Source organism: Sinorhizobium sp. B11 (assembly GCA_039725955.1).
In the GTDB taxonomy this organism is placed as follows: Bacteria; Pseudomonadota; Alphaproteobacteria; order Rhizobiales; family Rhizobiaceae; genus Rhizobium.
This window is the reverse complement of sequence record CP091034.1, coordinates 1,214,121-1,233,436: the sequence shown is the minus strand read 5'-3', so window position 1 is coordinate 1,233,436 and position 19,316 is coordinate 1,214,121. Positions and strand designations below refer to the sequence as shown.

Sequence of the window (19,316 nt, the reverse complement as noted above, 5' to 3'; positions counted from 1 at the left end):
CACCAACTACCGCCCGCTCGGCCTCAAGGCCGTGGCCGCGGCCTCGATGATGGCAAAGCCGGCACCGGTCAAGAAGCTCGCCTAAGCGGGCGCGAAGAAACGCACGGGCAGGCGGATACCAGCCGGCCCATAGCGATGCGGAGATGACGTCCGGAGCCCGCCATGCGGCGGGTTTGGCAATAGTGGGTAGCAAGCGACGCGCCGCTGGCCGCAACCGGACCAACAGAGATCACCGGATTTTCCACTCAGCGGATAGCGGGTTCAGGTTTCAGAAGAAACTGAGCTGGCCGCTGTCGGGTGCCTTCTTCTGCGGAGGCTTCGGCGCCTTTTCGAGCGGTATCGGATCTTGAAGGTCCGGCCCCATATTTGCGACCTTGTTGACCCTGTCGGAAACCGGGATCGCCTCGAAGAAATCCTCCTGAACCGGCCGCATCAGGTCAACGACCGCGCGCGGTTCCTGTGTCTTGCAATCCAGCCAGCGGGCAAAATCCTCCGGTTGGATGACGACCGGCATGCGGTCATGGATCGAGGAGATTGCGCCGTTGGCCCTGGTCGTCAAAATGGCGCCGGTATCGACCTCCGAACCGTCGGCCGAGGACCAGGTTTCCATGAGACCGGCAAAGGCGATGACACCACCTCTGCGTGGCCGGATCCAATAGGCCTGCGCCTTCTCGCCACTCTCCTTCGAAGGGCGATGCCATTCGTAGAAGCCGGAAGTCGGGATCAGGATGCGGCGATGGCGCATGGCGGCACGGAAGGAGGCTTTTCCGATTGCCGTTTCCGAGCGCGCGTTGATCAGCAGCGGAAATTCCTTGGGATTCTTGACCCAGCCCGGCGTGAAGCCCCAGCGCACCAGAAGCGCACGGCGGTCCGGCAGGTTGCTGCCCGGCTCCTGCCCCTCACCCGAGATGACGACGAGGATCGGCTGCGTCGGCGCGATATTGTATCGCGCCGGAAAGCCTTCCAGCTCGGCAAGGCTGAAAGCTTCGGCGATATCCTTGACCACTTCTGTCAGGGCAAAACGTCCACACATACGGGTTTCTTTCATCGTGCCCGACATCGGTCAAGGCGGTTTGCCCTCAAGCAATTGCGAATGGGACGGCGCTGCACATCTTTCGTGGAAAAGCTTCAGCTGCGCGGTGCAAAAAGAATGATCGCCGTGCCGGCAAGGCAGACCAGCGCGCCGCCGATATCCCAGCGGTCGGGAATGCGGCTTTCGACCAGCCAGAGCCACAGAAGCGAGGCGACGATATAAATGCCGCCGTAGGCAGCAAAAGTGCGCCCGGCCGCCTCGCTCGGCACGAGCGTCAGCAGCCAAGCGAACAAGGCCAGCGACACCATGCCCGGCGCCAGCCACCAGACAGGCCTTGCCAGGCGCAGCCAGGCCCAGAAAGCGAAGCAGCCGGCAATTTCAAAGAGGGCGGCAAGGGCATAGATGAGGTAGGTCAACGGCGTCTCGCAGGAATCGTGACGCCATATTCCACGCAATGCCGACGGTTGCGCAAGGTGCGCCGGCCATGGGATAAGGCGACATCACAGCAAAGCGTGCAAAGCAATGACCTCCCAGGCCAAACCCGCCTCCTCCGCCATCCTTGAACGTGATGGCCGGTTCCTTCTCGTGCTCAGGCGAAACCCGCCTTCGGCCGATATGTATGCCTTTCCCGGTGGACGAGGCGAACCTGGCGAGACGCCCGAGGAAACGGCATTGCGCGAATTTCTCGAAGAGACGGGAATTCAGGCACGAAATCCGCGCCTGTTTTCGACCTATGACCTGAAGACGCATGCGCCCGATGGCAGCATCAACAGCCATTTCTTCCTTTCCGTCTTCCGCGTCGAGGCGGACCGCCACCTGGTGGCCGAAGCCGCTGACGATGCTGCAGCGATCGGCTGGTACAGCGTGGAGGAGATCCGGCGCATGCCGGTGCCGCAGAGCGTGCTCGAATGCGCCGAGCGGCTGGCGGCCGATGAATGAGGCGCACTCGCTAGAATAGAAGTGGAAACTGCCGTATCTGCCTTGTTCCTGTCACGCTCCCTGTATCAACTATGAGCATGATTCCCGTTCGACGCGTTGTCTTGTCATCCCTTGTCTTCGGTGGCCTCGTCTGGGCCGGTTCCACAATGGCGCAAGGCGGGGCACAAGGAGGGGCGCAGGGCGGCAAAAACGCGGCTCCGCCGCCAGAGGAGGTCGTGCCGCAGGTTGCGGTCGTACCCTATGACGACAAGCTGGCGCGGCTGGCCGAGGTCCTGGGTTCGGTGCATTATCTGCGCACGCTCTGCAAGGCGCCGGGTGCGGACGAGTGGCGGGCCAACATGCAGCAACTGCTTGATTCTGAAACGAATGGAGAGCCGCAGCGCAAGGAAAAACTGACCGCAGCCTTCAATCGCGGATACCGAGCATTCGCCTCGGTTTACACGGATTGCACGCAAGCGGCCATCGTGGCAGAGGAACGCTACCGTAACGAAGGTGCAACACTCGCCACAGAAATTACTTCGCGCTTTGGAAATTAACGTTTAATTAACCTGTTTTCGCATGCGCACGTGTCGTTTTGGGAAAAGGCTGTTAGTGTTGTTAACGTAGCGGTAAGACATGAGAAGTTCTGAGGAAAAGACAATGGAACCAAGCCTCAACGACATCGACGACATGATCGTCCACGAAAAGATGCAGGCGGCTCTGGAATACCAGAACGAGGCTTGGGCCGACGGCATGGCCGACGGCATCGAGCCTGAAATCATTGCCGATGCTGCAATTGCACATGCACTGCGCGAGACGATCAGATTGCATGGAGAAGGTAGCGCCGAGGCCTTGCTGGACTCGCTGCGTGACCGCATGCTGGCAGGTGAGTTTTCCACCAACAGGACCCTGCAATAAGGGCAATACAGAGAGTTTCATGCGTACCGGTAAAGATATTTCCTCGCGAATTCCGCTCGCGCCGGTCCTGCTCGCCGTCGGCATTGCCGCAGGCAGCATGCTGTCCGCCTCTTCCGCCTACGCACTTTCCGAACTTCAGAAGATCCCGGGCCAACCCGATGCGCCCGCTACGGCGCAGCAGAGCCCTCAGCAGCCGACTGCACCACAGACCGGTTCGCCCGGCATTCCCCAGCCCGATCCGCTCGTCAACAAAGACAGCGGCCAGAGCGTCGACAAGACGCCGGGCGCGTCCGACGCTTCCAAGCCCGTCGAAGTGATCTACGACATCAACAAGGCACCGGAACCGGTGCGCAGGATGCGCGAACAGATCGTCGAGGCAGCCGCATCAGGCGATCTGGAACGCCTGCGTCCGCTGATGGGGACCGGTGCCGACCAGACACAGGTAACGGTCGGCGAACCCACTGACGATCCGATCGGCACACTGAAGGATCTCTCCGGCGACCCCGATGGCGACGAAATTCTGGCCATCATGCTCGACGTCATCTCGACCGGCTTCGTACATGTCGGCCAGGGCACGCCCGAGGAGATGTACGTCTGGCCCTATTTTGCCGAGAAAGACCTGAAAACGCTGACGCCGCCGGAACGCGTGGAATTGCTGCGCATCGTCACCGCAGGCGATCTCTCTGACATGCAGGAATTCGGCGGCTATAACTTCTATCGCGTCGGCATCGCGCCGGACGGCAAATGGAAGTTCTTCACGGCCGGCGACTGAGGCCAGAGATCTGGGCGTCGATTCCGACGCACCAAGCCCATGAATCTACGCATCAGGCCTCTCGAAAATCAGTTCCGATTTTCAGGCCGATGCGTCGAGCGCTTGCACCCTCCGCTTCAAAGACTTACCTCTGGTCGATCACCAACGCGACAGGTTCCGCCATGCCAGCCGTATTCCTGAAAGACCGCTCGCTCATCGCCATCGGCGGGGCGGAGGCAGAGTCCTTCCTGCAGAATCTGATCACCACCGACATCGTTTCGCTCGGCACGGACGAGGCGCGGCCCGGCGCATTGCTGACGCCGCAGGGCAAGATCCTGTTCGACTTCATGATCTGGCGCGACGGCGACGGTTTCATCATCGAAACGGATGCGACCCAGCGAGAAGCCCTGCTGAAGCGGCTGACCATGTATCGTCTTCGTGCGCCGGTGACACTGACGCCAGTTGCCGAAGACGGCGTGACCGTTTCCTGGGGCGAGGATGCCAAAGATGGCGTTGGGGATAGCCGCTTTGCCAAGGCCAACGTCATCGTTCTGCGTCGTGCCGGTCATCATGGCAACGATGACGCGGCGCTCTACGACGCGCTGCGAATAGAGAACGGCATCGTCACGTCAGGTCCGGATTACGCTCTGCAGGACGCCTTCCCGCATGACGTACTGATGGATTTCAACGGCGGCCTCTCCTTCAAGAAGGGCTGCTATGTCGGGCAGGAAGTGGTGTCGCGCATGCACCATCGCGGTACGGCGCGGCGCCGTGTCGTGACCGTTTCGGCAGGTGCCGCACTGCCTGCCAGCGGCACCGAAATCACCGCGAATGGCAAGCCGGTCGGCACACTCGGTTCCGTCGAGGGAACGAGCGGACTGGCGATCGTGCGGATCGACCGCGCCGGCGAAGCCATGGCATCCGGCACGCCGCTGCTTGCCGGCGATGTCTCCGTGACACTCAGCCTGCCTACCTGGTCCGGGCTCAGCTTTCCGACCTCCTCCGACGAGGCCAGCGCGTGACGACTGCGAAGGCTCCGCGTGCCTGGCAACGCATGCTCTCCGGCCGGCGGCTCGATCTGCTCGATCCCTCGCCGCTCGATGTCGAGTTGAGCGATATCGCCCACGGACTTGCCCGTGTCGCCCGCTGGAACGGCCAGACGTCGGGCGACCATGCTTTTTCTGTTGCCCAGCACTGCCTGGTCGTCGAGTTCATCTTCCGGCATTTCAACGAGGCAACACCCGGCGATTGCCTGATGGCGCTGCTGCATGATGCACCCGAATATGTGATCGGCGATATGATCTCTCCCTTCAAGGCTGTCGTCGGCGGCGGATACAAGACCGTCGAGAAGCGGCTCGAGGCGGCTGTACACTTGCGCTTCGGTCTGCCGCCGCACGCCTCCCGTGAGCTCAAGGACAAGATCAAGAAGGCCGATACGATTGCCGCCTATTTCGAGGCGACTGTCCTTGCCGGCTTCACGCCGGCCGAAGCGCAGAAATTCTTCGGCCAGCCGCGCGGCATCACGCGAGACATGCTCTTGATCGATCCCGTCCCGGCGCTCGAAGCGCAGCGGCTCTTCTGCGAGCGTTTCGCCGAGATCGAGGCGAAGCGGAGTGTCGGCGCGTGACCGTGATCGTGGTTTCTCCCCTGGCACGTATCGGCGAAATGGCCGTACGGCACAAGGCGCGCGAGATGATCAGCCTGATGGCGAAGGAACAGGCCTTTCACCGGCCGGGCGTCATCCAGGCCGACCGACATCTGCTGCTCAATATGAACGATATTGCCTTCAAGGGCACGGGCGATCTCGTGGCGCCCGACGAAAAGCACGTGCGTGCGATCATCGATTTTGCTGCCGGCTGGCAGCAGGAAGCACCGTTGCTTGTTCATTGCTGGATGGGTGTATCGCGCTCGCCAGCCGCAGCACTGATAGCGGCTCTCTCGCTCACGCCGGAGCAGGAGGATATGGCGCTTGCGCGGCGGCTGCGAACCGTCTCGCCCCAAGCGACGCCGAATGCTCGAATCGTCGAAATCGGCGATGCGCTGCTTGGCCGGCGCGGCCGGCTCGTCGATGCCGTGAAGGCCATTGGCCGTGGTGCCGAGGCCGACGGCAACGCACCCTTCGTATTGCCCGTCAGGGACAATTCGAACGGTTGACGCACATCGCCCCTGCTCCATCTAGCCCTCGACGAAGCATTCGAGGAGCACCCGATGGAACAACAGGCCACCGACCTTATCATCGCAACCCGCTCGGCACTCGATCAGGCGAGCGCGCTTGCCGTACAATATTCCTTCTCCATCCTCGGGGCGATCATCCTGCTCATCGTCGGGTGGGTGGCGGCGAGCCTCATCAGCCGCTGGGCATACGAGGGCATCTCGCGCGTGCGCGGCATCGACGAGACGCTCGCCCGTTTCTTCACCAATGTCGTGCGCTACGCGTTGCTGGTGCTGGTCTTTGTCACCGTCCTCGCGCAGTTCGGCGTGCAGACGGCATCGATTATCGCCACTCTCGGCGCCGCCGGCCTTGCCGTCGGCCTGGCGCTGCAGGGCACGCTGCAGAATATCGCGGCTGGCATCATGCTGCTGGTGCTTCGTCCGCTGCGCGTCGGGGAATATATTGAGACAAGCAGTGTCTCGGGAACGGTTCTCGAGATCGGCCTGTTTGCCACGGAACTGAGGACGGGAGACGGTCTCTACCGGCTGGCGCCGAATTCAACGCTCTGGAATACGCCGATCACCAATTACAGCCGCCAGCCGACGCGGCAGAACGAGGTGAAGATCAACGTTACCCATCAGGAGGATCTCGATCTCGTCATGGAGACGCTGATGAAGCTTGCAATCGCAGACAAGCGCGTCCTCAAGACGCCGGCGCCGAGCGTCTTCATCGATAGTCTCAGCGACAGTGCGGTCAGCGTGACGTTGCGCTACTGGGCATCGACTGGGGACTGGTGGGACCTCAGTCGCGACATGATCAAGCGCGTCAAGCTTGCCTTCGACAAGAAGAGCGAGGCTAGCGACACTCCGGTAGAGGCTTCGAGCGCTCCCCTTCCCGAACCGGCACCAGAGGAAACGCAGGTCAGGGTTTCGGCCCGCAAGAGGTTGCCGAAGGCATCCCCCCAGACGCAGCCATAACTTATTTGATCACCCCGCAGGCGATCCTGTCGCCGGCGCCGCCCGTAGGCTGGGTTCTATAATCATCGGAATCGGCATGCACCATCAGCGCGCGGCCACGCACCCCATCTTCCTTGCCGTCGAGCGTGATCATCGTGTCGAAGACCTGTGCGCGCAATATGCCGTCCTGACTGACATACTGGTTCGGCATGTCTCCGGCATGCGGTCCCTTGGCGGCCAGGAAACCGTGCTCCGCCTTGGTCGGATTGAAATGCCCCCCGGCTGATTGATGATGCGTTGCGGCATCGCAGCGGCCTGTCTCATGGATGTGGAAACCGACCCACTTGTTGGCTGGCAAGCCGGAGATTTCCGCCTCGATGAAAACGCCGCCATTGGCCGCAGCAGTCAACGTGGCGCGGCCGGACTCCTTGCCATCAGGGCCGATAAAATTTGCCGTCGCCGTCTGTTTGTCCTGGGCAAGGCCCTGCGACGCCGCTGCAAGTAGACCGAGGCCAGCGATGATGCCTATGATTTTCATCGGGTTTCCTTCCGTTTTGGGCACTATGCCCCAACGCTCACAAAGGGAAGGTGTTCCTGCCCGCCTAAAAGGCAAGAAAAAGCCGGCGCGCGGCCGGCTCAACTGCGAGCGCCATTGATCAAGGCTCAGGCGGCGATACCGAAATCGAACTCACCATAGGTATTGCGATAGATCTGCGTCGCCCGGTCGTCGGCATCGGGGACAACCTGCTGCAGCGCATAGGGGACGCCCGAGCCGTTGTCGCCATAGTCCATCATGAGCGCGGCGAGGCTGCTCGGATATTTCGGCTGCGAATTGCCGGAATCATCCTCTTCGAGGAATTCCCTGATGATGCCAGGCTTCTGATCTGCCGCGCGTTCAGTGCGGCTCAAGACGCCGTCGCCATTGGCATCAAGCCGCGAGAGCGTTGCCAAATATGCATAAGAGATGTCTGAAACTGATGAAAGAGTAGTCATACAAACCTCCGTTCACCGCTTCTTCCGGTGAGAGTCTGTACGCAGTACACGGGTGGAAAATATCAAAGGCTGATCTGGTGACTAAACTGATTTGCGGCTTCGGTCAATAAGCTGTTAACTCCCGATTAACCATAGTTGACAAAGTGTGACCACCCATTCCCACGGCACTTTCCAATTACCCTTGGAAACCAGGTTTCCTCAGTATTTCAGTAGTTTGCGAGATACAAACAAATTGCCGGCTAGCGATAAAGCGTCGCCTGGTTGCAACCGATTATTAATCGGAGCGGTAGAAGATGCCGCGTGCGAGTTGCTGGAAGCGGCTACTTGCTACTTAAAAAAGTGATTCTTGCATTCATTTTAGGAAGGTCTTTTTTATGCTCGGCGCGATCTGGCACCTTTTGCCAATCGAAGACGCCTTCGCCTTTTGCCATGCTTCCATCGCAACCGTCCCGCAAGGGGGTTTATGCGCATGAAAGCCGAGACGCTTTTCTGGCAACAGTGCACGCAGGCCGTCGATGAGGACGGATCGATCGATGCAGAGCATCTGATGGATCTCGTGATCGCGACCTATCGTGGCCATGAGAGCGACTATAGCGAAATCGAGCGCAGCGCCGAGACGCTGCTCGCCGAAAACCGCGAATTGCGGACCACGGTCGGTTTCACCAGGCAGGCACTTGCAGAACAGCGCGAGCTCTTCGAAATCGTCCTGAACAACCTGCCGCTCGGCCTGAGTGTGTTCGGTGCGGACCAGCTGCTGACCCTTTCCAACCTGCGTTTTCGCCAGCTCTTCGGCTTTACCGAAGACGATGTCATGCCCGGTACGGCGATTGCCGACCTGATGCGCAAGACACGCGGTACGGAGCAGGCCCATGCCAGGACCCGCGGCAGGAGGGAAGGTCAGGAGGCCTCTTCGAAGGCGGGGCGCATCCGCAGGCGCGAATGGCGGATGGATGACGGCCGCATCATCCAGAGCGTCGTCACCATCCTTGCTGATGGCAGTAATATCGCCATTCATGCCGACATTACGGAAGACCGCAAGGCGGCAGAACGCATTACCTACCTCGCCCATCACGATCCGCTGACCGGCCTGCCGAACCGCATTCGCTTCCGCGAGCAGATCGATGCAGCCCTTTCAGATCGCAGGCCGGACGAGCAGATCGCGCTCGTGCATCTCAATCTCGACCGGTTCAAGTCGATCAACAACACGCTTGGTGTTTCAGCCGGCGACAAGATCCTGCAGCAGGTGGCAGAGCGCATCCGCGCCTCGGCAGGCTCGGAGAATATCCTTGCCCGTCTCGGCTCGGACGAATTCGCGATCCTGCAGACTGGCCGCCAACAGCCCTGGAACGTCACCGCGCTTGCCGACCAGATCCGTCGCGAGCTCAGCGAACCATTCTTTCGCGGCGAGAAGCAGGTGGAACTCAGCGTTTCCATGGGCATTTCGATAGCCCCTGACGATGCTGTCGAGACCGACAAGCTGCTGCGCAACGCGGCGGTCGCTCTTTCCCACGCCAAGGCCGACGGACGCCGGCACGAACGTTTCTTCACCGGCGAGATGGACGAGAAGATACAGGCCCGCCATGCGCTGGAGGCCGATTTGCGTGCCGCCGTGCAGAACGAGCAATTCGAGCTTCACTACCAGCCTCTCTACGACCTGGCGCAGCATCGCATTAGCGGCTTCGAGGCGCTGATCCGCTGGAATCATCCGGTGCGCGGCCGCGTCTCGCCGATGGAATTCATTCCGCTTGCCGAAGAGGTCGGCCTCGTCGTCGATATCGGCCGCTGGGTTTTGCGCCAGGCCTGCAACGATGCAGCGCAATGGCCCGAGGATATCAAGATTGCCGTCAATGTCTCGGCCATCCAGTTCAGCAGCAGCGATCTGCCGAAAGATGTCGGCGAGGCGCTGGCGACGGCAGGACTTTCGCCTTCGCGCCTTGAACTGGAGATCACCGAGAGCGTGCTGATGGAAAATCGCGATGAGGTGTTGCCGGTCCTGCATGCGCTCAAGGAGCGCGGCATCCGCATTTCCATGGACGATTTTGGAACCGGCTATTCGTCGCTTAGCTACCTCTCAAGCTTCCCCTTCGACAAGATCAAGATCGACAAGTCCTTCGTGAACGACATCGTCGATCATAGGGAAGCGCATGCGATCATGCGTGCGATCATCCTGCTCGGCGATGCGCTCGGCATGCGCGTCACCGTAGAGGGCGTGGAAACGGCAGAGCAGATGGCACTCCTCGAACGCGAGGCATGCGACGAGATCCAGGGCTATTACATCAGCCCCCCAAAACCCTTCAGCGACGTCGCCTTCATGCTTTGCATGCCGCCGAAAAAGACGGACAGCGTTACGCCGCTCGTCAAACTCCGGCGTTGATTTCGGCACGTTGCGACTCGCCGGCCAAGCCGTTATCGGTGGGATACAAATCCTTTGAAAACCGGTGACGACGATGTTCCAGGCTGAAGCCTTTTCTTCCCATGAGTCCCTGGCTGCGGAGCTCATTCCACATGCGACCGAGGGTGACGACGGATCCCACGACCTCGCTCATATCCTGCGTGTCTTCCGCAATGCCATGCGCATCCATGCCGCGGAAGGCGGCAAGGGTCACGTGCTGGCCGCTGCAGTGCTGCTGCATGATTGCGTCGCCGTCGAGAAGAATTCACCTCTGCGCGCCCAGGCATCAGCCCTCGCTGCAGAAAAAGCGTCGCTTATCTTGAGAGAGCTTGGCTGGAGCGACGACGATATCGCCGATGTCGCTCATGCAGTCACTGCGCACAGTTTCTCGGCGAACGTGCCGCCGGAAACGCTGGAGGCAAAAATCCTGCAGGACGCGGACAGGCTCGATGCGATCGGCATGGTGGGCGCGGCGCGCTGCTTCTATATAGCAGGGCGGCTTGGATCTGGCCTCTACGATCCCTTCGACCCCGCCGCCGGCGACCGCCCGCTTGATGACAAGCGTTATGCGATTGACCATTTCCAGACGAAGCTGTTCAAACTGGCGGATGGTTTCCAGACCCGGACCGGCCGCGAACTGGCAGCCGCCCGCGACAGGAGCCTGCGCGACTTTCTCGCGGCATTTATGGATGAAATCTAGGAGCCTATGATGCGTGTCAGCGATCTCTTCATCTACCCGCTCAAGAGCGCCCGGGGCATTGCCCTGCCCTCCACGAAGATCGATGCTTATGGCCTGCCCGGCGATCGGCGCGCCATGGTGACGGACGCGGACGGACAATTCATCACGCAGCGCGAGCTTCCGGCCCTTGCCCGGATCGACGTACGACCGGAGGCTGGCGCCTTTCGCCTGCTGATGCAGGGCAAAGCTGATATCGCAGTACCGCCGCCGCATCCGGAGCGGCGGCTCGATGTCACGGTCTGGAAATCGGCCGTCAGCGCTGCCGTTGCCGACGACGACAGCAACGGCAGGCTTTCGGAATGGCTCGGTCGTGAGGTGAAGCTCGTCTTCTTCGACAGTGCCGCCAGACGAACGGCAAATGCCGAGTGGGCAGGCGAGGGTACGCCGGTGACCTTTTCGGACGGCTACCAAATCCTGGTGACGACAACGGGATCGCTGAAGGCACTCAACAGAGATCTCGCGGCCCACGCCGAAGGCGACGTCGGGATGGAGCGTTTCCGGCCGAATATCGTCATCGACACGGATGAGGCCTGGGCGGAGGACCGCTGGGCTGCGATAGAGATCGCCGGCATCCGCTTCGATCTCGTCAAGCCCTGCGCCCGCTGCATCATGACCACGCAGGACCAGTTGACGGGTTCGCGCGAGGTGGCGAACCCCATGCCAGCCATGGGCCGGATCCGCATGTCGGGTGACCGGCGGGTCCCCGGCCCGCTTTTCGGCTGGAACGTGACACCGCGCGGCACCGGCAGGGTCGCGATCGGCGATGAGGTGAACATCATCGAGGCACGGCCGGAAGGCTGGACCTTCAAGGTGCGCGCCCGAGCCTAAAGCGCGCCGCGATCCCCGGGAGTCGCGTGCCACGCTTCAGGTCTCTGTTTTTACGAATGTCGTCCTCGCAAAACCGCTCCACACCTTTGCGCGACATGCTTTGCAGCCTCAGACGCGGGCCAGCGCCGCGTCGATCTCCGCCATCACATCGGCCGGCAACGGACCCTTTTCCAGCGCGCCGGCATTTTCCTCGACCTGAGCTACGGTCCGGAAACCGGGAATGGGCAAGGTGCGCGGCGAGCGCGCCCAGAGCCAGGCGAGTGCGCCCTGCGTCAGCGTGCGTCCATCGGATGTGAGCAGGCTGCGTACGGCATCGAGCCTTGCTGCAAATTCCGGCGCGATGCGGCCATCCTTGAAATAGACCATCCATTCGAGTGCTGCACCGCGCACGTCCTTGGCGCCGACGGCCTTGTCCGGCGTGAATTTGCCTGTCAGCAGGCCCATGGCAAGCGGCCCGCGATTGATGGAGATGAGACCGTTCTTTTCGATCACATCAATCATCTGAGGCACCGGCTCGAAGACGTTCATCGTATGCTGGATCGAAACGAAGCCGGGGCGGTGAACATGACGGGCGGCGCGATCGGGAAAATCCGTGCTCCAGCCGAAGGCATCAATCTTGCCTTCTGCCCGCAGGGCCTGCAGCGTATCGAAGACCGCGTCGGACTGGTCCAGTGCAAAGTCGTTGAGATGGAACTGCAGGAGATCGAGACGCTCCCGCTTCAGCCGGCGAAGCGACGTCTCGACGGACTGACGAATGAAGGCAGGATCGGCAAAGGCGCCGGTCGCCTGTTTCGTTTCCGGATTGGTGGCAAAACCGAACTTGGTGGCGATGACGATATCGGCGCGATTGCCGATCGCCTGTCCCAGAACCTCTTCCGAGTGGCCGGCGCCGTAATTCGAGGCGGTATCGAAGAAGCGAATGCCAAGGTCGATCGCGCGGTTGATCGCAGCGATGGATTCATTGTCATCCACCTCGCCCCAGCCGAGCGGCGTATCGCCCGCGAAGAACGGACCGCCGATCGCCCAGCAGCCCATGCCGAGGCGAGGAATCTCCTGCCCGTTCCAGAGCGTGATGGTGGTCGATATATCGGGCTTGGTCAGCATGGCTTCCTCCTTGAGCGCTTAGAAGCTTTCCCTATCGAACCAGAGATAGGGGTGCGGCATACGGGGGTAAACCGCCAAAACTGAAGACTGTTTTGCAGGTATGAAAAACCGTTCAGGCAGAAAGCTCATCCGGCCGCGAAAGCGTTCGGGAAGCCGGATTCAGCGCCTTGAGTGCCGCCTGAACGAAGCCTTCACGGGCTGCCGAAGCCTCCAAACCACGCGGTTCATAGACGTGGCGATGCAGAAAGAATCCGGTCAGACGGAATGCCGCTACAAGGCTGTCGAAATCGGCCGCGTGGTTTTCCTGCACACTCAGGAAAGCCGGTAAAAGCAGCATCTTGTCGGCCCATGGCTCGCCGGCATCGCGGCTGACGGCACGGCCGGATTTCGGCGAAACATAGGCAAGATCAGTGCGATTGCCAGTTGCGGCGCATTCCGTCAGGTCGAGCCCGAAGCCGAGATCGTTCAGCACTGCAAGCTCGAAGCGCACGAAAAGCTCCCCCGCATCGGCCGGATTGTGGAGATGGTCGAGGATGACTTCGAGCGCCTCGAAGAGATGCGGATGCGGGTCGCGTTCGGGGAGCAGGCGCAGCAAAGCGCCCATGGCCTGCACGCCATAGACGGCGGTCGCCGTCTCCATCAGCCGCGCGGCGCGCAGCTTCACCGGCTCAAGGCGGAATTCACCGAGATGTTCATCCAGCCTCGCACGCCAGGTGACTTCCACCTCATTGCCGGGCTGCAGCACCGGCTGCATGGTGCGCGAACGTCCGGAGCGGACGAGACCGAGATGGCGGCCACGCTCGCGCGTCATCACCTCGGCGATAACGCTCGTCTCGCCGTGGCGCTTGACGCCAAGAATGATCGCCTGGTCCTGCCATTGCATCGGAAAACTGTCCTTCAGCCTGCCGATTCATTTTAGAGCAAGGCTAGGGCTGTGTCATTCGGCCGGTGTCGGGAAAAGCTTCTGGAGGAAATCGCGCATCGCGTTCTCGTCGAATGGCTTGACGAGAAGGGGCACGTCCTGAAGATCAGTCGGGAAATCCTGCGTATCGGAATAGCCGCTGACAAAACCGAACGGAATATTGGCGAGCGACAGATCACGCGCGAAATCGAAACTCATCGCCTCTCCGAGATTCACGTCGAGAAGTGCGAAATCGTAATCTGCGACCTGGATTGCGTCCCTGGCCTGATCGAGGCTATTGGCAATATCGATCGTATCGGCACCAACGAGACGCAGGATATCCTCCGCCTCCATGGCGATGATCAGACTGTCTTCCAGGACCAGAACGCGGGTTCTTTCGCTCATGATCTCCATGCCTCTCGTGAAGCACAAACATCGCAGCGCTTCTGCCTTTTTGCAAACATCATTCCGTCGGTTTCTCGCCTGGACCGTTGACGATGGTTGCCCACCTCAACTGAATAGCCACATTTTTGCCTCCGGTCGATAAAAACGAAAATCGGAGGAAAGATGACACAACTCTATTTTTCCCGGCACGAATTTGCATTTAAAAAAGACATTAAGGCTGACCAATCCGGCCCGGAAAGATTCTAGCACGCGTCTTAATCTTTCAGATCCGATTGCGACGCTTCACGTACTTGCTGACGCGTATCGTCATCGAAAACGACGGCACAGTCTTGCGCGACATGCCTCAGATAAAGGGACGCTTTCCTTCACGCAGACCTTCCCAGCCGGCAACCCGCATCAATCCCTCTCCGTCCAGCACGTCGCAGCCGCGCTCCTGCCAGCGGATCAGGTTGCGCCCAGCAAGTTTCTTCAACGTCTTGTTGGTGTGAACGATCGAAAGACCAAGTGTATCGGCAATATGCTGCTGGGTGATCGGGATGACGTTGCGGCCATTGAAAAGGCTGAGCTTCCTTGCGCGCTCAAACAGGAAGGCGATGAGATAGGCAGCTCTTTCAAGCGCGGTACGACGACCGATGCTGAGCAGGTGCTCATCGAGAATGCGCTCCTCCTGCGCCGCGATCCAGGTAATATCGAAGGCAAGCGAAGCGTGCTTGTTATAAAGCGTCATCAGCTTGTCGCGCTCGAAGACACAGAGCGTTACCGGCGACAGGGCCTCCACGGAATGCTGCATCTCGCCCATGATTGTCCCCTGCAGGCCGATCAGGTCGCCCGGCACGATGTAGTTCAGGATCTGCCGACGGCCGTCCTCCAGCATCTTGTAGCGGAAGCCCCAGCCTGAGAGCACCGTGAAGAGATGGGCGCTATGGGCACCTTCGACGAGAATGGTCGCACCGGCATCGACGGCCAGTTCGCCCCTTTTGAATCTCGACACGAAGTCGAGCTCGTCCCGGCTGAATTCCCGGAAATGCGGCAGTGGCCGCAGCGGACACTGCTCGCAGGGCGTCTTGAAGGAATGGGTAGGTTTTGCCGTCGCCATCGTGCCCCTGCTGTCGAGAAAACCGGCGCTGCAGGGTGCAGCGCCGTTCGCACATCAATGCGCAGACAGGCCGATTTGTTCCCGGGAACAGGCAGAGATTTTCATGCGGAAACAAGAGGCTGGAGCCCAGCAGCCGGTTTTCTTGTCACCCTTCAGCTATTTGTTTTCCAAATTCCTTTATCGCAAAACCGCGACACACTTTTGCGCGACATGCGTTTGCCTCCCGCATGTCGTTGCCGCAAAACCGCGACGCACTTTTGCGCGACATGCGTTAGCGCGGGAATTCGAGACCCATCTCGCGGAAGCGTTCGGGATCGTCACCCCAGTTTTCGCGCACCTTGACGAACAGGAAGAGATGGACAGGCTGCTCAAGGATTTCAGATAGCTCGCGGCGCGAGGCCGAAGAGATTGCCTTGATTGTCTCGCCGCCCTTGCCGAGCGCGATCTTCTTCTGGCTGTCACGCTCGACATAGATGACCTGCTCGATGCGCACGGAGCCATCCTTGCGCTCTTCCCATTTCTCCGTCTCGACATGCGAGGAATAGGGAAGCTCCTGATGCAGGCGCAGGAACAGCTTCTCGCGGGTGATTTCGGCGGCCAGCTGGCGCATGGGCAGATCGGAAATCTGATCTTCCGGATAGTACCACGGACCTTCCGGCAGGGTTTTCGCCAGATAATCCATCACGTCGTCGCAACCGGAACCGTTCTCTGCCGAGATCATGAAGGTCTGCTCGAACTCGACCATCTGGTTTGCTGTGGCGGCAAGTGCGAGAAGCAACTCGCGATTGACGCGGTCGATCTTGTTGAGGACCAGGATCTTCTTCTGCGGAACATCCTTCAGGCCTTCGAGGATGGCTTCGGCATCGCCGCGCAGACCGCGTTCGCTGTCGATCAGCAGCATGATGAGATCCGCATCCTTGGCGCCGCCCCAGGCGGATGTCACCATCGCGCGATCGAGGCGACGGCGCGGCTTGAAGATGCCGGGCGTGTCCATGAAGACGATCTGCGCATTGTCATGAATGGCAATGCCGCGCACGATGGCGCGCGTCGTCTGCACTTTGTGGCTGACGATCGACACCTTGGCACCGACGAGGCGGTTGACCAGCGTCGATTTCCCGGCATTGGTCGGGCCGATCAAGGCGACGAAGCCGGAATGCGTCGGATTGCTTTCAGCAGCGACTTCGGCTGCCATTTCGTTTTCTTCTGTCATTGATCCCGTCAATTTCCGGCAGCGGTCGACTGCCAAATGCCTTCACGCTCGAGCATTTTCGTAGCGGCGACCTGTTCTGCGGCGCGCTTGGAGCGCTCTACCCCGGTCTCCGGTGCAACACCAGTGACTTCTACAGTCACCTTGAAACGCGGATCATGATCCGGTCCGCTGCGTTCTTCAACCCGGTAGACGGGTGTAACGCCATATTTGGCGTGCGACCATTCCTGTAATTCGGTCTTGGCATCGCGGCGGGCGCCATCGGCGCGCACCGCCCTGCCCTCCCAATAGCGCAGGATGAAGCGTCGGGCGACCTCCAGGCCACCATCCAGATAGAGGGCTGCGATCAGGCTTTCGACGACATCGGCGCGCACGTTCATCATGCGCTTGCCGGTGAGTTTCTTCACGTCGGCGCCGGTGCGGATATAGAGGTGGAGATTGAGCTCGTCGGCAACGGCAGCACAGGTTTCGGCGCTGACAAGCTGGTTCAGGCGCACTGAAAGCTCGCCTTCGGCCGCAGTCCCGAAGGTCCGGAACAGCAACTCGGCGATACAGAGCCCGAGAACCCTGTCGCCGAGAAATTCAAGCCGCTCGTAATTGCCTTTGTCGGTGCGCGCGCTGGCATGGGTCAGCGCGCGGTCCAGACGTTCCTTCTCGACAAATTCATGTCCGATCAGGGTTTCAAGCTTTGCGCGGTCCGCCGCTGAGAGCGTCTGCGCCTTGCTCATTCAACAACCTTGAAGAGGCGGTCCCAGCGCATGTTGGTCGGCCATTTCCAGATTTCGCGGAAGGACGTGTCGTTGCCGAGCGAGAAGAAGATGACGCTGGCACGACCGACAAGGTTTTCCGCCGGCACGTAACCGACATCGAAGCGGCTGTCGAGCGAGTTGTCACGGTTGTCGCCCATCATGAAATAATGGCCTTCCGGAACAATGAACTCGCGAGTGTTGTCGGCGCGCGAAACCGGCGACTGGTCGAGCGTGTCGTAGGTCTTGCCATCGTCAAGCGTCTCGCGGAACACCGGCACGTCCTGGCCCGGATCAAGCTTGTAGTCGGAATTGAAGGTCCCGTCGGGCACCTTCGGAACCGGCTTGCCGTTGATGTAGAGAACACCGTCGGTGACCTGGATATGATCGCCCGGCAGGCCGACGACACGCTTGATGTAATCGACGTCAGGATTCGGCGGGAAACGGAAAACGACGATATCGCCGCGCTTGGGATCGGAACCGAAGATACGGCCGCTGAAAATGTCAGGCGAGAAAGGCAGCGAATATTTCGAATAGCCGTAAGCAAACTTGTTGACGAAGATATAGTCGCCGACCAGCAAGGTCGGCATCATCGAGCCAGAGGGAATGGTGAAGGGCTGAAACAGGACAGTCCTGATAACCATCGCCAGGACGAGAGCCTGGATGATGACCTTGATATTTTCCCAGAGGGCGTTCGGCTTGGCTTCGACTTTTTCGGACACGCAGTCTTATTCCTTCAAGACGCCGGCAAGGCGCATTTCTTTCTGATGTTCTCTCTAGCGGCTTCGGCCGGTGGCGGCAATAACGACGGCACTAAAAGCGACGAGAGGTCGCTATCATACGGCATCCGGCAGCGCTTCGATGATCACAAAAGCCTGAGCCAAGGGATAATCATCGGTTATTGTCAAATGAATGGCGGCCTTGTGGCCTGCCGGCATCATGGCCTTGAGAACGTCGGCGGCGCCGCCCGTCAACTGCATCGTCGGCTTTCCGCTTGGCAGGTTGACGACACCCATGTCCTTCCAGAAAACGCCCTGCGAGAGGCCGGTGCCAAGCGCCTTGGAGCAGGCTTCCTTGGCGGCGAAGCGCTTCGCATAGGATTCTGCGCGGTTGGCGCGGCGATCCGAGCGGGCGCGCTCGATCTCGGTGAAACAGCGATGCGTGAAGCGATCACCGAAGCGTTCGATCGATTTCTCCACGCGTCTGATATCGATGAGGTCGCTGCCAATTCCGATGATCATGCGAATAGGCCTTTCAGGATGACACTGCTTCGGCTCAGACGGTCGGCATCTCGACAGCGGGATTGGCGAGCCTGAAACGCGCACGCTCCATCAGCCGGGCGCGGCGACGCGCCTGAAAGCCTCTCACGGTGTAGAATGTCAGGATATAAAGAGCAACCGAGGTGATCGCAGCCGGCGGGATCGCACCGATCAGCATCGGCTCCAGCACCGGCTTCCACAGTTCCGTGAAATGCAGCTTGTGGAAGAGCTCGGCCAGATTGATCGTCTGCCCGGCCAGCTGATCCTGCCGGCTGAGCAGCAGGTGACCAACTTCCCAGGTGATGCCCCAGATGAAGGGGTAGGTCAGCGGATTGCCGAAGGCCGCGCAGCCAAGCGCTGCCGCCACCATATTGCCTGACAGCAGATAGGTGATGACGAAGGCCATGACGAAATGCACGCCGATGAAGGGTGTCCACGACACGAAGACACCCGCAGCGACGCCCACTGCAACCGCATGCGGCGAGGCAGTCAGGCGCAGGACGCGCATAATGAGATATTTCGGCGGGCGCAGAAAACCCTTGCGAGGCCATACGAGCTCTCGCAGCTTTTCCTTAAATCCCGCGGGTTTGCGACGGCGAAACAACATGGCGCGTATTTAGTGCAGCGCACAGGGCCATGACAAGAGCGGCAAATGGAACCGCTTGAGAAACAGGCCGTCTATTCTTCTTTTCTTCCAAGGGGCGTGGGTCATGCATAACGCCCCTTTCTTACTTCAAGTATATTTCAGGGATTAACGATTGCGGAAGATACCGCGATCGACCTGACGCTGACGATATTCAAGATCAATACGGTCATGCGAGCCATTGAGATATGCCATTTCACGTTCCTGAGCGGTCGGAGCGCGAAGGGCGCGGGCGAATTTCCTGATCGGTTCAAACATTGCTTTGCCTCATCTTC

The 19,316-nt window shown here is 60.1% G+C and carries 25 protein-coding genes; 11 read left to right on the top strand and 14 right to left on the bottom strand.

Features of this window, described 5'->3' with window-relative positions:
- Positions 1–268: 268 nt before the first annotated feature.
- Positions 269–1,033, bottom strand: a complete 765-nt coding sequence (locus LVY75_15910; GenBank protein XAZ24681.1) for an SOS response-associated peptidase — start codon at positions 1,031–1,033, stop codon at positions 269–271.
- A gap of 95 nt (positions 1,034–1,128) precedes the next feature.
- Positions 1,129–1,449, bottom strand: coding sequence for a YnfA family protein (locus LVY75_15905; protein XAZ24680.1), 321 nt, complete (start codon positions 1,447–1,449; stop codon positions 1,129–1,131).
- A 106-nt stretch (positions 1,450–1,555) separates the two neighbouring features.
- On the opposite strand from LVY75_15905, the gene LVY75_15900 reads away from it, so the two are divergent.
- The 8 genes from LVY75_15900 (at position 1,556) to LVY75_15865 (ending at position 6,749) form a co-directional block, all read left to right on the top strand.
- Entirely contained in the window at positions 1,556–1,972 is a 417-nt protein-coding gene (locus LVY75_15900; GenBank protein XAZ24679.1) for an NUDIX domain-containing protein, read from the top strand.
- Positions 1,973–2,049: 77 nt separating this feature from the next.
- Positions 2,050–2,508: a TIGR02301 family protein gene (locus LVY75_15895; GenBank protein ID XAZ25734.1), complete on the top strand. Its 459-nt coding sequence runs from the start codon at positions 2,050–2,052 to the stop codon at positions 2,506–2,508.
- Between the two features lie 103 nt (positions 2,509–2,611).
- Positions 2,612–2,869, top strand: coding sequence for a hypothetical protein (locus LVY75_15890; protein ID XAZ24678.1), 258 nt, complete (start codon positions 2,612–2,614; stop codon positions 2,867–2,869).
- A gap of 19 nt (positions 2,870–2,888) precedes the next feature.
- Positions 2,889–3,641: a hypothetical protein gene (locus LVY75_15885; protein XAZ24677.1), complete on the top strand. Its 753-nt coding sequence runs from the start codon at positions 2,889–2,891 to the stop codon at positions 3,639–3,641.
- Between the two features lie 161 nt (positions 3,642–3,802).
- A complete protein-coding gene (locus LVY75_15880; GenBank protein XAZ24676.1) occupies positions 3,803–4,642 on the top strand; it encodes a folate-binding protein YgfZ in 840 nt (279 codons plus the stop codon).
- Positions 4,639–5,247, top strand: coding sequence for an HD family hydrolase (locus LVY75_15875; protein XAZ24675.1), 609 nt, complete (start codon positions 4,639–4,641; stop codon positions 5,245–5,247). The genes LVY75_15880 and LVY75_15875 overlap by 4 nt, the downstream gene beginning before the upstream one ends.
- A complete protein-coding gene (locus LVY75_15870; protein XAZ24674.1) occupies positions 5,244–5,774 on the top strand; it encodes a tyrosine phosphatase family protein in 531 nt (176 codons plus the stop codon). Before LVY75_15875 ends, LVY75_15870 begins: the two co-directional genes overlap by 4 nt.
- Positions 5,775–5,828: 54 nt before the next feature.
- Positions 5,829–6,749, top strand: a complete 921-nt coding sequence (locus LVY75_15865; GenBank protein XAZ24673.1) for a mechanosensitive ion channel — start codon at positions 5,829–5,831, stop codon at positions 6,747–6,749.
- Position 6,750: 1 nt separating this feature from the next.
- Here the strand turns inward: LVY75_15865 and LVY75_15860 are convergent, their stop codons facing one another.
- Positions 6,751–7,266 (bottom strand): superoxide dismutase family protein, encoded by a 516-nt coding sequence (locus LVY75_15860; GenBank protein XAZ24672.1) that lies wholly within the window; start codon positions 7,264–7,266, stop codon positions 6,751–6,753.
- A 125-nt stretch (positions 7,267–7,391) separates the two neighbouring features.
- Positions 7,392–7,721 carry a hypothetical protein gene (locus tag LVY75_15855; protein XAZ24671.1) on the bottom strand — a complete coding sequence of 110 codons (330 nt, stop codon included), beginning with the start codon at positions 7,719–7,721 and terminating at the stop codon, positions 7,392–7,394.
- Positions 7,722–8,190: 469 nt separating this feature from the next.
- On the opposite strand from LVY75_15855, the gene LVY75_15850 reads away from it, so the two are divergent.
- The 3 genes from LVY75_15850 to LVY75_15840 all read left to right on the top strand — a co-directional run bounded on the left by LVY75_15850 (position 8,191) and on the right by LVY75_15840 (position 11,680).
- Positions 8,191–10,095, top strand: a complete 1,905-nt coding sequence (locus tag LVY75_15850; protein ID XAZ24670.1) for an EAL domain-containing protein — start codon at positions 8,191–8,193, stop codon at positions 10,093–10,095.
- A 73-nt stretch (positions 10,096–10,168) separates the two neighbouring features.
- A complete protein-coding gene (locus LVY75_15845; GenBank protein ID XAZ24669.1) occupies positions 10,169–10,813 on the top strand; it encodes an HD domain-containing protein in 645 nt (214 codons plus the stop codon).
- 9 nt (positions 10,814–10,822) lie between these two features.
- Complete coding sequence (locus LVY75_15840; GenBank protein ID XAZ25733.1) at positions 10,823–11,680, top strand: MOSC domain-containing protein; 858 nt, start codon at positions 10,823–10,825, stop codon at positions 11,678–11,680.
- 108 nt (positions 11,681–11,788) lie between these two features.
- Here the strand turns inward: LVY75_15840 and LVY75_15835 are convergent, their stop codons facing one another.
- The 10 genes from LVY75_15835 to LVY75_15790 form a co-directional block, all read right to left on the bottom strand.
- Complete coding sequence (locus tag LVY75_15835; protein ID XAZ24668.1) at positions 11,789–12,784, bottom strand: aldo/keto reductase; 996 nt, start codon at positions 12,782–12,784, stop codon at positions 11,789–11,791.
- A gap of 112 nt (positions 12,785–12,896) precedes the next feature.
- Positions 12,897–13,667: a DNA repair protein RecO gene (gene recO, locus LVY75_15830; protein XAZ24667.1), complete on the bottom strand. Its 771-nt coding sequence runs from the start codon at positions 13,665–13,667 to the stop codon at positions 12,897–12,899.
- A 54-nt stretch (positions 13,668–13,721) separates the two neighbouring features.
- Positions 13,722–14,090 carry a chemotaxis protein CheY gene (locus tag LVY75_15825; GenBank protein ID XAZ24666.1) on the bottom strand — a complete coding sequence of 123 codons (369 nt, stop codon included), beginning with the start codon at positions 14,088–14,090 and terminating at the stop codon, positions 13,722–13,724.
- Between the two features lie 343 nt (positions 14,091–14,433).
- Positions 14,434–15,186 carry a Crp/Fnr family transcriptional regulator gene (locus LVY75_15820; GenBank protein XAZ24665.1) on the bottom strand — a complete coding sequence of 251 codons (753 nt, stop codon included), beginning with the start codon at positions 15,184–15,186 and terminating at the stop codon, positions 14,434–14,436.
- A gap of 271 nt (positions 15,187–15,457) precedes the next feature.
- Positions 15,458–16,396: a GTPase Era gene (gene era / locus LVY75_15815; GenBank protein XAZ24664.1), complete on the bottom strand. Its 939-nt coding sequence runs from the start codon at positions 16,394–16,396 to the stop codon at positions 15,458–15,460.
- Between the two features lie 8 nt (positions 16,397–16,404).
- Complete coding sequence (gene rnc / locus LVY75_15810) at positions 16,405–17,121, bottom strand: ribonuclease III (GenBank protein ID XAZ24663.1); 717 nt, start codon at positions 17,119–17,121, stop codon at positions 16,405–16,407.
- The gene (lepB, locus tag LVY75_15805; protein XAZ24662.1) at positions 17,118–17,861 is read right to left on the bottom strand and encodes a signal peptidase I; all 744 of its coding nucleotides are present in this window, start codon (positions 17,859–17,861) and stop codon (positions 17,118–17,120) included. The genes rnc and lepB overlap by 4 nt, the downstream gene beginning before the upstream one ends.
- Before the next feature lie 114 nt (positions 17,862–17,975).
- Positions 17,976–18,380, bottom strand: a complete 405-nt coding sequence (acpS, locus tag LVY75_15800) for a holo-ACP synthase (GenBank protein ID XAZ24661.1) — start codon at positions 18,378–18,380, stop codon at positions 17,976–17,978.
- 34 nt (positions 18,381–18,414) lie between these two features.
- Complete coding sequence (locus tag LVY75_15795; protein ID XAZ24660.1) at positions 18,415–19,005, bottom strand: DUF2062 domain-containing protein; 591 nt, start codon at positions 19,003–19,005, stop codon at positions 18,415–18,417.
- Positions 19,006–19,149: 144 nt separating this feature from the next.
- On the bottom strand, positions 19,150–19,299 hold the full coding sequence (locus LVY75_15790; GenBank protein ID XAZ24659.1) for a DUF3563 domain-containing protein: 150 nt from the start codon (positions 19,297–19,299) through the stop codon (positions 19,150–19,152).
- Between the last annotated feature and the right edge of the window lie 17 nt (positions 19,300–19,316).